This is a genomic window from Muricauda sp. SCSIO 64092 (assembly GCF_023016285.1).
Classification (GTDB): domain Bacteria; phylum Bacteroidota; class Bacteroidia; order Flavobacteriales; family Flavobacteriaceae; genus Croceivirga.
In genome coordinates this window covers 2,026,857-2,041,299 of sequence record NZ_CP095413.1, presented here as the reverse complement: position 1 = coordinate 2,041,299, position 14,443 = coordinate 2,026,857, and the positions used below count along the sequence as shown (strand labels likewise).

General features: G+C 43.9%; 13 protein-coding genes. 1 reads left to right on the top strand and 12 read right to left on the bottom strand.

Translation table 11 applies throughout. The annotated features are described in order from the left end of the window. Nucleotides 1–4 precede the first annotated feature (4 nt). The gene (locus tag L0P88_RS08405; protein WP_247134151.1) at nt 5–1,165 is read left to right on the top strand and encodes an MFS transporter; all 1,161 of its coding nucleotides are present in this window, start codon (nt 5–7) and stop codon (nt 1,163–1,165) included. 29 nt (nt 1,166–1,194) lie between these two features. Here the strand turns inward: L0P88_RS08405 and L0P88_RS08400 are convergent, their stop codons facing one another. From L0P88_RS08400 to L0P88_RS08345, 12 genes are all read right to left on the bottom strand, one after another. Then, nucleotides 1,195–3,096, bottom strand: a complete 1,902-nt coding sequence (locus tag L0P88_RS08400; RefSeq protein WP_247134150.1) for a hypothetical protein — start codon at nt 3,094–3,096, stop codon at nt 1,195–1,197. Between the two features lie 115 nt (nt 3,097–3,211). Next, a complete protein-coding gene (locus L0P88_RS08395) occupies nt 3,212–5,131 on the bottom strand; it encodes an alpha/beta fold hydrolase (RefSeq protein WP_247134149.1) in 1,920 nt (639 codons plus the stop codon). Nucleotides 5,132–5,336: 205 nt separating this feature from the next. Further along, entirely contained in the window at nt 5,337–6,038 is a 702-nt protein-coding gene (locus tag L0P88_RS08390) for an SDR family oxidoreductase (protein ID WP_247134148.1), read from the bottom strand. Nucleotides 6,039–6,050: 12 nt separating this feature from the next. Further along, nucleotides 6,051–7,097, bottom strand: a complete 1,047-nt coding sequence (locus L0P88_RS08385; protein ID WP_247134147.1) for an aldo/keto reductase — start codon at nt 7,095–7,097, stop codon at nt 6,051–6,053. Nucleotides 7,098–7,208: 111 nt separating this feature from the next. Then, on the bottom strand, nt 7,209–8,120 hold the full coding sequence (locus L0P88_RS08380) for a helix-turn-helix domain-containing protein (protein ID WP_247134146.1): 912 nt from the start codon (nt 8,118–8,120) through the stop codon (nt 7,209–7,211). Nucleotides 8,121–8,171: 51 nt separating this feature from the next. Further along, nucleotides 8,172–9,134 carry a hypothetical protein gene (locus L0P88_RS08375; protein WP_247134145.1) on the bottom strand — a complete coding sequence of 321 codons (963 nt, stop codon included), beginning with the start codon at nt 9,132–9,134 and terminating at the stop codon, nt 8,172–8,174. A gap of 66 nt (nt 9,135–9,200) precedes the next feature. Then, a complete protein-coding gene (locus tag L0P88_RS08370) occupies nt 9,201–9,677 on the bottom strand; it encodes a hypothetical protein (RefSeq protein WP_247134144.1) in 477 nt (158 codons plus the stop codon). 10 nt (nt 9,678–9,687) lie between these two features. Then, the gene (locus tag L0P88_RS08365) at nt 9,688–10,428 is read right to left on the bottom strand and encodes a VIT1/CCC1 transporter family protein (protein ID WP_247134143.1); all 741 of its coding nucleotides are present in this window, start codon (nt 10,426–10,428) and stop codon (nt 9,688–9,690) included. Nucleotides 10,429–10,476: 48 nt separating this feature from the next. Further along, nucleotides 10,477–11,667 carry a flavin monoamine oxidase family protein gene (locus L0P88_RS08360; protein ID WP_247134142.1) on the bottom strand — a complete coding sequence of 397 codons (1,191 nt, stop codon included), beginning with the start codon at nt 11,665–11,667 and terminating at the stop codon, nt 10,477–10,479. Between the two features lie 102 nt (nt 11,668–11,769). Beyond that, a complete protein-coding gene (locus L0P88_RS08355) occupies nt 11,770–12,903 on the bottom strand; it encodes a helix-turn-helix domain-containing protein (RefSeq protein WP_247134141.1) in 1,134 nt (377 codons plus the stop codon). Between the two features lie 12 nt (nt 12,904–12,915). Further along, nucleotides 12,916–13,674: an SDR family NAD(P)-dependent oxidoreductase gene (locus L0P88_RS08350; protein WP_247134140.1), complete on the bottom strand. Its 759-nt coding sequence runs from the start codon at nt 13,672–13,674 to the stop codon at nt 12,916–12,918. A gap of 31 nt (nt 13,675–13,705) precedes the next feature. Continuing rightward, nucleotides 13,706–14,431 carry a DUF6090 family protein gene (locus L0P88_RS08345; protein ID WP_247134139.1) on the bottom strand — a complete coding sequence of 242 codons (726 nt, stop codon included), beginning with the start codon at nt 14,429–14,431 and terminating at the stop codon, nt 13,706–13,708. Nucleotides 14,432–14,443: the final 12 nt, after the last annotated feature.

The window sequence follows — 14,443 nt, the reverse complement described above, 5'->3', positions numbered from 1 at the left end:
AGCGATGAAAAAAAATAATGCCATCTACACGGTTACATTTGGGACCGTCTGCCTAAGTTCTTTGTTGTTTTCGGCAAGTTACAATATGTTGATCCCTGAATTGCCCGGTTATCTGTCCACCTTGGGTGGCTCGGAATACATAGGCCTGATCATAGCATTGTTTACCTTGACAGCCGGCCTTTCCAGACCCTTTAGTGGAAAGCTCACGGACAGGATCGGGCGGAAACCCGTCATTGTTTTTGGCGCAATGGTATGTGTAGTTTGCGGATTTCTTTATCCAATTTTGGGAACGGTGTCCGGGTTTTTGTTGCTGAGGTTGGTACATGGATTCTCCACGGGTTTTACCCCAACGGCAATTGCCGCTTATGTTGCGGATAGTGTTCCGCGTGAGAGATGGGGTGAGGCCTTTGGTATTCAAGGGGTATTTTTTACCGGGGGCCTGGCATTGGGACCAGCCATAGGAAGTTCCATAAAACTGTTTTACTCCTATGAGGTTTTGTTCCATTGCTCGTCTGCGATAGCGTTTTTGTCCATTGTTTTGGTGTATCGCTTAAAGGAAACCCTGGTAAAAACAGAGCCATTTAGGTTTTCCATGTTGAAAATTTCAAAAACCGATATCATTTCCATAGCGGTACTGAAACCGGCATTGCTGACATTTTTGATTTATTTTTCCTTTGGAATGGTACTGACCTTAATTCCTGATTGGAGCGATCATTTGGGTATAAAAAATAGGGGTAGTTTTTTCATGGCATTTACGGTGGCATCCCTAACCATCCGTTTTTTGGCAGGAAAGGCCTCGGATAAGTTGGGACGTAGAAAGGTATCCGTTATAGGGCTTATTATCCTGACCGGGGCATTGATGGCAATGGGCACTTTTGAAACCGTTATTGGCCTTATGGTAGCTGCCATTTTTTATGGCCTATCCATGGGTATATTGTCACCGGCATTAAATGCATGGACAGCGGATTTGAGCCCTTTGGAACATCGAGGGAAGGGCATTGCCACCATGTTCATTGCCCTTGAGGCCGGCATAGGTTTGGGGGCCTTGTTCTCCGGGATGTACTATCGGGATACCTATACAAATATTCCTGTGACCATGTACGGTTGCGCTTTTATGGCGCTCTTGGGATTGGTCTATCTGCAATTTGGAAATAGGGATACCTAAAAACTGCCCTGCAGGGCTAAGGGAAGTAATCACAGATTTTCAATGGTCACTATTTTTTTGTTGAACGTATACACGATATTTTCAACCTGGTCGATTACAAACGAATCCTCATTGTCCAACTGCTTCAATCGTTCTTCTTTTCCAGTGGGGATATGCAGCCGAATGATGTCTTTGGTTTCATCGGCTTTTGGGGTGATGACCAAGGTATAATCCTCTCCTTTTTTACCTTTCTGAATTCTTTCGAAAACCGTTTCCAATCCTGAACTAAAACCCAGTTCATTAAGATTGGCGATGATTTGTTTGGGGTTTTGAATGAGGCGATAGGAACCGTAAACGCTGGATCCAAAATCGGTTAGGAATCCCAGTTCTCCGGAGGCCAGGGTTCCGGCTACCGATTCAATGGCCTGATTGTAGACAAAGGAGGTTGCGGCCCTATACGTACCCAACCCTCTTTTTACGTAGTAATAGGCCTCCCTAAAAAAAGAGGGTTCCTCATTGGAAGGGTATGCTTTCTTATATTTTAGCTTGCCCAGGGTATCAAACAAAAAAAAGTTGTTGTCATTTTCAAGGAAATAGCCATACGTTCCCATTCGTAAATCTGGAAGGGTCCTTCCAAAATCAAACGAATACAGGGGTTTGGGTGTGCTGGTCGAACTGCCGTTCACTACGTAAAACGTATTGTTGCTGTAAATGGGGTATTGCTTGGCAATACTATCATACCAGATGCTGTAGGTAGGTAGTTTAAGCTTTAGATTTCTCGAAATAAAATCTGCATCGTTGAGGATGATGTCATCCCATATTTTGCTTCCATTTTCAATCCTCACTTTGTTGGCCCTGGACGGGGTAATATAAATGACTGTGGAATCTTCCTTGATGAAGTATATAGGCGTTTCAGTATTGGAAAGTGAAATTTTTACGGGTTTTTTCCATACTCTCTTTCCCTTTTTTCCAATAAGGGATAAAAACTTTTCCTGAGCCACCAAAAAGCCTTCATTAACGGGGACGATCTTCTTTATAAATGGGAGTGATTCCATTTCTTCCCATTGTTTTGTTCCCTTGTCGTCCAGTATATTGAAACCTGTTGAGGAAATGGCTATGAGTTTGTTCCCATCAAAGACAACTTCTGTAATTGCCCCCTGGATTTTTGCAGGGTTTTTCCATAAGGGCGCCATTGTACCAACGGAATAGGCCATAACATCCGTGGTCCGTTTAAGTTTTTCCCCTTGTTTGGCATTTGAAAATAGGTAAATTACCGCTCTGGAATTGTCAATCGCAATGGATGCTACTTGTTCCTTTTCATAGAGGATTTTACCAGATGGGCCGTCCATTTTTAAGAGGTAATTGTTTCGTAACCAAAACACATTTTGCTTTTTGTCCAGAAGCACTTTCTCCTTTTCAAAAAGGGTGCCTTTTAGGTTCTTAAAAAAAGTGGAATGCGTTAGGTTGGTCCTCCATAGCATTTTTTGACCTTCATAACTGTAAAGGGCAACAGCCAATTCGTTGTCCATAACCCCATCGATCAGAACGGCCTTCCGTTCTGGAATCAACAAGGTGCGGTTAACGGATTTAAACCCTATTCCTTCTGAATTGAACAGCACTTTTCCATTGACCACATTGACCATAATCCTGGATATGCCCTTGGTGTTGACCGTATTTGAAAGTAGTTTCGAATTTACGGTAGGTTTATTTTCAAAAACGACCAATGGTGTAAATGGAATTTCATGGTATGATTTAAAACTCACTTTGCCCAAGGATTCGTTTTTCCATTGAATAGAGCGATTTGTCGGACTTATCCCATACAGTTCCTTCCCGGTCCTTACCAACAACATACCAGTGTTTACATTAATGATGCTTTCCTTCACCGGATGGGACAGCGTAATCTCCTCCTGGGCCAATATGGTCATCTGACTCCAAAAAAATAGGGCCGACAAAAGGAAATATTTCGAGGTCATAGTTCTGTATCCTGTTTCAAGAGGACAAAAAAGAAGTCCACTGAAAAGGTACTACATTTTTCAGTGGACCAGCTTTTGTTATGCGTTTGGAAGGCTACTTTTTCAAGTAGGCAACTACTTCACCCATAGCTGCATTAACGGCATCGGCCTCAAAATACAATTGCTGTTGGTTGTAATCATTGAGCCATTTTATGTCTTTTTCCCCGGGGAGCAGTCCATAGAAATCCTTGGTGCCCTGGGGAACTGCCCCACTTTCACTGTGCACGATAAAAACCGGTTGCACGATGTCCTTACCCACGGAGATACCGTCAAAGGTCAACCAAGGTTCCCAACTACTTATGGCAAAACGGTTGTCGTATTTTGGACCGGCCGCTTTGGATGGATTTAGGTAGTAATCGAATGCATTTTGGGGAACGTACATGGCACTTAGGGGATCCAGTTCGCTGGCTGCAAGTACATACGCCATTTGACCGGTTTCCGCATAGTTGACTTTGGCCTCCTTAGCCGCTTGCAAAAGGCCAGCTGTTCCACCCGGACGGGAATCATAGATCATTTTGGCAATTTCCGGATTGTGCAACCATGGCGCGACCAAAACCAGCGTTTTGATGCGCTTGTCCTGGGCGGTGGCGTGGGCCATATAGCCCGAGCTGGCACAAACCCCCAAGCCGGAAAGGTTTTCCCCATCTACATTGTCATGCTGAATCAAATAATCCACCGCAGCTTTGATATCCTCGATTTTCAAGTTGTAGTCCTCCACTTGTCGGGGCTGGCCCTCACTTTCGCCAAATCCGGTAAAATCAAAGGTCAGGGTAATAAAACCGTCTTTTGCCATTACACTGGCATATTCATCGGGCATTTGTTCCTTGACGCTTGTCCAACTTCCGGTCACAATTGCGGCGGGATATTTTTTGGCAGCATCAAAGTTGGGAGGCAAAAATAGATGTCCCTTTAAAAGGACCCCATTACTGCTAAAGGCCACTTCTTCCCGGATAACACCACTATCCGTTCTTGCACCTGCCGCGTGTACCGAATAGGTTTCGGGTTGCAGTCCAGGCCAACCGTTCAACAGGATATTGGGATTGAACTGTTCTACAAACACAGTAATTTTTCCGTCCTTAACGGTATAGATACCCACGTAGGCGTTGTTGTACGGTTTGCCTTCGGAAGTGGTAATGGTTCCCTCAAATTTTACCAAAACCGTATTGGGATCCGTTGTGCCGAATACCTCACGCTGATAGCTTTGTGTATAGTCCATAACACCGGTGTACTGTTTTTTCATGACCTCAATACCAACCAGTTCTTTTGGAAAGTTGGTTGGGGCCAGGGGCATTTTTTGAACCACATTGGAATCCAAAGTGGCCAACAAATCCTCAAGGTTTTGATTCTCCAAAGCTGAGAAGAATGCTTCAACTACTGTTTGGGTTGCGTTGGAGGCGCTTTTCAATTCAGGAATTTGATTGTTTTCCACATTTTTCAAAGCCTCCAAAGGCAATGCCGTATTCCCATTTTGATCATACAGGCTTAAATCGATTCGCGCGATTTTCCATGCATCATTTTCCTTAACATACTCGGTATCATAGCCTACAAAGACGGTCCATTGGTCATTGTTTAAAAAGTGGGTGGCAATGGCGTCCATGGTTGCGGTAGCTCGGTTACCTGCTACCCAAATGGCTTTATTGTGCACCTGATGGACAGTTCGCTCAAAACCGGGAAGCAAGGCCTTCCATCCGGTCAAAATTTCATCTGGGGTCTTGAATCCGGAATCCCCGCCCAAAGCAGTGTAATCGGTATACACGGAATCGGCCATGGTCCGTTTTACGGCTTCCCAGTCCCGTTGATCCACTCCATTGAACAAGGTCTTGATTACGGCATCGATTTGTGAGGTCTCGATCGTGGTTGCAGTTTGCGTTGTTGTCATAGCTGTTTCGTTTTCAGTTGATACTTCTTTTTTTGTTTCGTTTATACAGGCTATCAAACCAAGGGCGATAGTGGCTGTTGTGATTACTTTTTTCATATTACTTTTTTTAGCTGATCTGTGTTATCAATTATTTATGGTGTAAAAGTAATCTTGGGGAATAGGGCATGCGCTACGCAATTCAAAGGGGGAAGTACAGAATTCAAAGATGTATTGTATTCGTAAAGGTTCGGGATGGTAGAATGGTCCCAAAACAACCAATGATGTCATTTTGGTATGGCTTTTTTAAAAGCAGGGGAACTGCTTACCACTGGATTTCCTTTTTATCACGAAAAAATTTAGCCGTGGGGCCATCATCGGGGAACAAGGCTGCCCAAACGATGGTTTCAGCACCCTCTTCTGGGCTTTTTGGGGCCCCGCTCCCGCCCATTTCTGTACGCACCCAACCTGGGCAAACCGCATTGACCAAAATATGGGTCCCCTTTAGATGCCTTGCAAAGGTAATGGTCAAGGCGTTCAGTGCCACCTTGGAAATACTGTAACCCGGGGTTCCCCCGGTTAAGGCCGACAATTCCCCGGCCCCGCTACTCACATTTACGATACGGCCAAAATTGTTTTTTTGCATTAGGGGCAAAAAAGCCTGAATCATTCGCCATGGCCCCATCACGTTGGTTTCCATAGTTTCCTGAACATTGGTCAAATCTGCGTTGGCAACGTTTTGCCAAGTGTCGTAATTGATGCCCGCATTGTTGACCAAAATATCCAACCTACCAAATTCCTTTTCCACATAACTGGCAAGTTGGTCAATGCTTTCGGGCGAGGTAACATCCAAGGAATGATGGTAGACATTTTCGCTGTTCAGTTTCGCTGCTGCTGCTGTGCCATCAGACTCCTTTCTGCTGGTCAAAATAACGGAGATTCCGTTTTTCAATAATCCTTTGGCAACGGCAAAACCGATTCCACGATTGGAACCGGTTACCAAGGCTATTTTGGTTGTAGTTTTCATAATGCTGTTTCCTTAAAGCATAAAGGGACGGTTATGTACAATATTCTCAAACTGTCCACCGTAGGTTACGGCCTGTGTACTCTTCAAAAAGTCATAGGGGAACCCAAGTTCCATAGCACTGATTTCATCCAGTTCCCTTATATCCTCTGCGCTCAATTCGAAATCTATACTTCTTAGATTCGATTCAATATGGCTTGCCTTAGTACCCCCAAGAATGGGAATGATGTCTTTTTGCTTTACATAGGCAATGGCCACGGCTGATGGAGCGATATTGTTTCGTTCCGCAATTTCGACCACTTTATCCCCAATGGCCAAATTTCTATCGGTCAGGGCTACAAATGAAGCGGTGTCCAATCTTCGATTTCCCGGGTTGTTGGCTTTTCCATTTTTTTGACTGTACTTACCGGTCAAGATTCCCGAAGCCAATGGCGACCAACCCAAGGTGGTCATGCCCTCACTTTTGGCCATGGGCAGTAAATCGCGCTCTCCCGTGCGTTGGATGAGACTGTACTCAATCTGGGAGGCTTCAAAAGGGGTCAATCCGTTCATACGGGCGTACATATTGGCTTTGGAAATGACCCAAGCCGGGGCATCCGAAATGCCGAGATATAACACTTTACCCTGGCGCACCATATCGTCCAAAGCGCGCATTACCTCTTGTACGGGAGACATGAAATCCCATGCGTGTACCCAAAATACATCAACATAATCCGTGTCCAAACGTTTTAAGCTTCGTTCCAGGGATTGCATCATATTTTTGCGACTGTTACCGGCCCTGTTCGGGTCGTTGCCCGGCATGGCATCCGTATATTTAGTGCCCAAAACGATGTATTCCCGATTCGACTTGATAAATTCCCCAGTAAATTTTTCACTGGTCCCACCAGTATAAATTTCGTTTGCGGTATCCACAAAATTACCACCGGCATTGACAAAGGCGTCAAACATTTTCCTACTGGTTTCCTTATCGGCACCCCAGCCAGCTTCGGTACCAAAGGTCATTGTTCCCAGGGCCACTTCTGAGACCCGTAGTCCTGTATTTCCCAATAATTTGTATTTCATGATTTTTTGATTTTTAAATGATATCCCAAAGTTAAGGGCAGGCTTTGGCCAAAAAGTATCGTATTCAAAGCAGGAAGTACAGAATTCAAAGAAACCATAAAAAAGAAGTGATCATTGCCCCTTTCGGAACTGATTGGGGGTCATTCCCGTCTGTTTTTTAAAGAAATTTGCAAAGTGGTTGGGGTAATTGTAATAGAGATCAAACGCAATTTCCTTGACCGACCTTTCGGTATTTTGCAATCGCGATTTGGCCAGGGCAACCATGTGTTTGTAAATGATTTCCGAGGCGGATTGGGAAGCAATTCGTTTGACCACGGCATTCAAATGATTGGGGTGTAGATGCAACTTGTCCGCATAGAACTGTACCTTGTGGGGCTCCCCATTTTCGAAAGCTTGGTCGGGATAAAAGCTGGTCTCGACCAATGTTTTAAAACGACTTACCAAAGCTAAATCATTGTCCCTGTGGATGTGGGTCTGTTGCCGGGTAGGGACTTTTTCCTTAAAAAGGCGGGCCACTTTATGGAGAAGAATGGAAGTATTTAAATGGCAGATGGTCTTTGATGTCGCATCGTTTTTTTTATGCTCCCTTAAAATATCCACAAACGTGCCGATGAAAAGTGATGCCTCCTGCTCCGAGATTTCAAGAGGGATGGTGTTGTCCACCAAGAAAAAAGGGAAATCGGTACTGATTTTCTTTTTGGGCTGCCCAAATTGGTAAAAGTCTTCGGAAAATATGATGTAATAACCATTCCAATCGGGTGCAATGTCCCATTGTATGATTTGATAAGGGGAATTGAAAAAGACGGTGGCGGTAAGATCCGCTGTTGAGTAATTTCCGGTTTTTGCATAGCCACTGCCCCCAAGCTTTAATGCAATGGCGTAGAACTCGTGTTTAAACGAGGGCATTTTGTGCGCGACAGTTTTCATATTTTCTTCAAATGTGCGTACATCGAAGTCCTCCCATTTGGGGGAGGGAATGTTTATGGCGTTGCAGTAGTCCTTAAGTGTTGCGTAATGATCCATATGTTTAAACTAATGCCTTTTCAAAAGAAGTAGTGTGGGTTTTGACCATAGCTATAACCCTATTTTTCCGTTGACCCAACCGGAACCGGCCAGGTAAAAGTCCATATAGGTTTCCTTCTGGATGTCGACCAACGTGTTCCGGAGTGCTATTGATCTTATGTTCAATTGTTTTCGCAGCGCGTTGGATTGGGATAGCTGATCTTTATTGAGATATTCAATATACCCATAACCCGCCTTTTGACGGTCATACTTTACGGCGATTCTCCAATCTTCAATTAGGGCAAACTCATACGGGTTCAGTTCACCTTTGGTGATGGCCACAAGCAGTTGAGGCCTAAGGGCCTCGTACAACGTATCCCGCTTGCTAAAGTCTTCGGAAACCGAATTATGATGGGACAATATCACGGACATCCAGGTTCCATCACCTACTAACTTCTCCCCCGGATAACCATGGATTTCCAAGATGGTCCGCAACTGCTCCATTTGTTTTTTGGTGTGGGGGACCACTTTTTTGTTCGCGTATTTTTCCTTTGCTTTTTGACCTATTCTAAAAAGGTAACCCAAGGCCAATTTTTGATCTCTCTTAAACATGTCATGGACCTCTTCGCGAAGTTTGCCATTAATAGTCCCTTGATGTTCGGTGGCTAATACAGGGTATGATTTCATTAGTTTTTTCCAGGACGGACTCCGCTTTAAGGGTTTAAAGAAAGCATTTCGCTTGATTTCCTTTAGCGGCCATCCCGATTTGATCCCCCCTTCCAATAATTGGAGGGTCTTTAGGGTATCCCCGGTTTTTAGGGCCAGTTGCGATGCAATTTTGTACTCTTTTAAAAAGACAAAATCATAGTCCATCATGATCTGCTCCAGTTGCTGCAGTGCACCTTTAAAGTCGCGATTGGCAATTCGTGCTTCGGCGGTCAATACCTCTTGATGATAGGTGGCGTAATCCGGATTTTGTTGACTCCACGCCTTTAGGGAAGGGATGAACAGGACAAGAAGCCATAGGTTTCGCATGCTGGTTGGATTTTGAATTCAAGATAACCCCCTCGCAATCAACCTATAGGTAATATTTTGTTAATTCTAATGTCTGATTTCTTCAAGCAGAACACCATAATCGTATTGCAAATCTTCATGGAGGAGGGCAATTTTTTTCTCCAGATAGGCCAATTGCCGTTCATACAAATTGGTTAAAGTGATATTTCTGCGAATGGATGGGGTGAAATTTTTGAGTTTTTCACAGAAGTATAACAGGAGTACCACTTCAGTTTCTTTGTTACCGGAATAACGAATGTACTTTTTTAGGGCCCTTAGAATTTTACGGACACTTTTTTTAATGTAGAAATAGCTATTTGTATTAATATCCAGGAACAGTTCATCCACTTCGGTCTTTACGGTTTCAATATATCCTGCTTCATCATCCGCCTCAAAAAGAAGGTAGGTAAGGAGTTCCTTGTTCTCCTTTTTGAATTTGGACAATCGCAAACAGAGTTCCAATAATTCCTCTGGACTGCGATGTTGTAATTCTTTTTTAAGTTGGGAAACGGTGGCTGCTTTCATCCTGTATCTGTTATCCAACGATCAATTGTTCCAAAAAGTCACCCACAAAATAGGCCACCACTGCTGCGATTCCCCCCAAAACAAGGGTTTCCAAAATTCCTTTGAGTATCGGGGTTTGATTTACATAGGTCTTTAACCATCCAATGAGTATAAAACCGATTGCGGTTAAAATGGAGGAGATCAGAAATAGGTTTTTATCCAGTGGAGAGATGTAATCCACCACATAAATGAACAAGGGGATTACACCGATCAAGATAAAGGACATATAGGTGGTTGCCCCAATCCAAAAGGGTGAGCGTTCTTCCTTAATCATTTCCAACTCTTCCTTCATCATGGTGTTTACCCAAACCTCCTTGTCGCGTGTTAGTACTTCCACCACTTGATCCAATAACGCCCCTTTAAAACCCTTGGCGGCATAGATTTCGCGAATTTCCTCTTTTTCAAGCTCTGGAAGGTTCTCCACTTCCCAATATTCCACCTGTTTGTGCTTGTTGTAATTGTCCTGTTCCGATTTGGTGGAGAGGTAGGCCCCAACGGACATGGCAAATCCATCCGCCAATAAGTTCGCAAACCCTAAAATGATGATAATGGCACTGTCCAGTCCGGCTCCAACAGATCCGGCTACCACGGCAAAGGTGGTTACGCAGCCGTCAATACCGCCATAGACAAATTCCCCGAGATACTTTTCAAAACGTTTGAACCCCCCCGACTTTTTATGGATTTGATCTTCGTTGTGTATGGGTGTTGCCATACCTGAGCTTTTCAGCTCCTAAGATACGAAGTGGGATGCGAAATGGAATCAGCGAATCAGTTCGCGAACAGCATTCCGGGCAGAACGGGCCGCAACGTGGACTGCACTCCAATCGTCTTCCTCGGTATAGGAATCCCCAGCAAAATACAGTTTGCCATTGATTGATTTGGCCATGGCCCTAGATGTGGAACTTGATGCTACATCGGCCAAATAAGCGGCACGGGCAAAGGGCTGTTCGTTCCAGTTCTGCACCAGGATGTCCTGAAAAGTTTCTGAGGCCTTCCCATTGAAAATGATATCCAATTCATTTAAAACATAGTTTCTTAGGGCTTCCCCATTTACATTTTGGTAAGGCTCGGCTTGTTTTCCCACAGCAAATAGCCCCAAAATATTTTCCGATGTGTTCTGTGCATAGGAGGCATCATAATAGATGCGTTGCCCCTCGTTGGTCTCGCTATCATCAAACTCCAGGAACGTAGGATAGAATTTCTCCGAAAACTTCAAAAAGATTTTGATACCTCCCCAAATATTTGCCTGGGCTATGGCTCGTTGTTTAGTGTTCGGCAAAGACGGGGTAAAGTCAATTTTGCCCAACTGCAAAATTTTTAAGGGAACGGTGAGTACCAACTTATCCGCTTCGTAGGCTAAACCCTGTGTGTCGCGGGCCGTAACTTTGCTGCCCGAATAATCAATGGAAACAATTTCGGTGTTAAACTGCATCTTATTGCGGATACTGGGAACGATATACGCCTCAAAAAAATCGAACCACGAGGAATTTCTAAATTTTTGGTCGATAACACTGTTGATTTCATTTCCAACTTCAGCAACGTTCAGTTCCCCATTGCTGAAATATCCATAAGTATCCGAAGCAGAATAGCGTTGGGTCATTGTATTGATTTGTACCGAACCATCATTTACAATTGCTGGCAGCTCTGATTCCGAAACGTGAAGCCATTCCGCTCCTAAGGAAATCGGAAAATCCGTAAAGGAGGTATTGGTACGAAAACGCCCACCATAGGAAACGTCCGCTTCCAAAATTCGGTACTCGATACCCTGTTGTTGTAACAAATAAGCCGTTGCCATACCTGCGGCCCCAGCACCAATAATCAGGACAGCACCATTAAAACTACCCGCGGTTATCGATGTTTCATCATCATTGGAACAGGCTTGGATTACGGATTGAAAAGGCAATGAGATGCCGAATAAACCACAGGCTGCAATAAACTCTTTTCTATTCATTTTTATTGGAACTGATTAAGATTACCCAGCAAATATGGTAATCACCTTCCAGGTCAGGTCCGAACTTTTTAAAAGTGTTGTATTTCGCACCCATTTCTGGGGTCAATGCGAAGCTTGAAATGATTTCTTAAACGAAGAAGGCGTTTGCCCGGTATATTTTTTGAACAGGGAATTGAAAGTGGATTTTGAGTTGAAACCACTTTCCAGGGCAATTCCCATGATACTGTATTGATTGTAATCGGTATCCACTAATTTCTTTTTTGCCTCCGCTACACGATATTGGTTGACGAACTCGAAGAAGTTTTTGCCCTCCTTTTCCTTAATGATCTGGGAAAGATACCCTGGGCTGATTTTGAGTAGTTCCGCCAAATATGGAAGGTTTAGCTCCGGATCGGTATAAACCGTTTCGGTTTCCATCATGTTCAGTAGTTTTTGGTGGTATTCGTCCGTTTTTGGGGATAGCTTTTTTTTGGCTTTCAAATGCGTTTTTCCCGGATCATAAGGGACGACCTTAAATAGGGAATAGTGTAAAATCACAAAATAACCCATCAAAAAAAGAAAAAGAATCAATCCCAGGGATACCAAAGTGTAGATGCCCTCATTGTCATACCCGAGAATAAACTGCATATGACTCAAAAGCCAAATAACCACTATCACTAAAAAGATGATGATAAGGTTTCGTAATCCTATCAGACTTTTCCCGGAAAGGGTCGAGTAATGGTTTAGAAGAAACTTTTGATAGCGATTTATTTTTTGAACAACCAAGGTCAGTAAAACAACGTTTGTGAGAAGTCCAATGGATTCTTCGGTTATAAGAAGTGCATATTCCGCACTGACTATGATATCTTCTTCCAAGAAGAAATTAACTGGAATGTAGGCCAGTTCTATAAAGACTTCCACTAAAATGGGCAGGTACCAAAAGCGTTCCCATTTGTTCAATCGGCTTTTTGGATTGATCAAATAACGGACAAAGAAATAAAGCCCTATGGGAATTGCAGTCCTTATGTAAATGGGCATGTACTGAATGACCAAGGGCAGTTCTTCCTCTTCAAAGGAATAGTAGAAGAAGTCATAGCAAACAATTATGGAGACCCCCAAAAGGGTCATGGCAAAAAACCGATTGGATGTAGATCCAAACCTTTTGCTGAAAAGGAGAATTGTTGCCAAAAGCAGCCCTTGGAGCCCCGCCATTATGTGTATGGCGCTGAGAAAGCCATATATAAAAGGTTCTTCCAACTATTGAGCGTATTAACTTCTTAAGTAGGAGGCACCATTAACATCTATAATGGTCCCCGAAGAATATTCCGCGCCTTCCGAAGCCAAAAACAATATGGCATGCGCCACTTCCTTGGGTTGGGCCATACGTTGAAAAGGGGATTCCCGCAACAGGTTCCCACGTTCCATGGGGGTCAGTGTCTTGGCGGCCATTTCGGTCTCGGTAAACCCCGGGGCCACTACGCCCAGATAGATATGATGTGGGGCCAATTTCTTGGCCAATGACTGTGTCATGGCATTTAGTGCCGCCTTACTGGCCCCATAGGCCGGTTTTGTGGGTTCTCCGCGAAAGGCACCACGGGAAGAAACGTTGACGATTCGGCCCCCGCCCGTTTTCATCATGGCCTGTGCGGCCCAATAGCTCATATTGGCTGCGGCAAAGAGATTGGTTTTAAAGGTTTCCTCCCAGGCATGGGTCCAGTGATCAAAATCGACCTTGTCAATTTCATGAAAAATTGAAATGCCCGCATTGTTGACCAACACATCCAGTTGACCATGGGAACCAACAAATTCATTGATGAGTTCTTGACAGTTTTCCTTTTTTCCAATGTCTTTTTGAAAGAGTTGATGGCCTTTGCCCGGTAATTCAGAAAGTGTTTTTTCCGCTTCCTTTTGATTGGATCGGTAATTAAGCCCGACGATGCCCCCCTTTTTTGCAAATTCGATTGCGGTTGCCTTACCAATGCCCCTTGAGGCGCCTGTCACCAGTATATGCTTTCCTGAAAAATCCATGGCTGGGTTGTATAATTTTTTAATTCGTTGGTTATTCCAAAAGCGCTAAGAGGATCTCGGTGTCCTTTCGTACCCTTTCATTGAAAATCTCTTGTGCTTTATACAGATTTACGGTGCTGGAAAGGTAATTGTGCAACAGGCGATACTGCCTGGAAGCCAAATCATCCTTCCAATTTCGTACCTCGGCGTGTTCCGAAAGGGAGCGTTCAAGGTCAAAGGCCAAATCGGTATTTGCTATGAACAGTTCTTCCTTATTCATCAAGGTGTTGATTGTGATCTGTTCGTAATAGGTGTTTTTTTCATGGGTGTTCCTTAGCGTTAAAATTGCCTCTTTCTTTTCCTTTTCGAACAAGGCCAGATTTCCTGTTGTAATAAGGTCTTCTATAGTATAAGCCGTACTGTTAAAGGTGTTTTTGCTGGTACGCAATTGGTCCATTTTCATTTTTAGGGTATCCAAATTGGAGGTAACCGTGTTGAAATGGTCAAAGTAATCCTGAATGGTCTTTTCCCGTGCTGAGAACATACTGTCCAAGGATGCCAATTGCCTTAGGTCTGCCTTTAACTCCTCACTCAGACTCTTTTCGTATGTTTTTCGGAGCACATCACTTTTTCTGCTTTCGTTCCAATTATTGATTTGTAGGGCAATTAAAATGCCGATGACCACCAAGACAATCTCACCAACGGCATACAGCAGGTATTTTGAGAATTTGTTCTCGGCAAGCAGGGTTTGGCGGATGTGGCGGAAGAATTGGATCACTGCGCTTCAGGT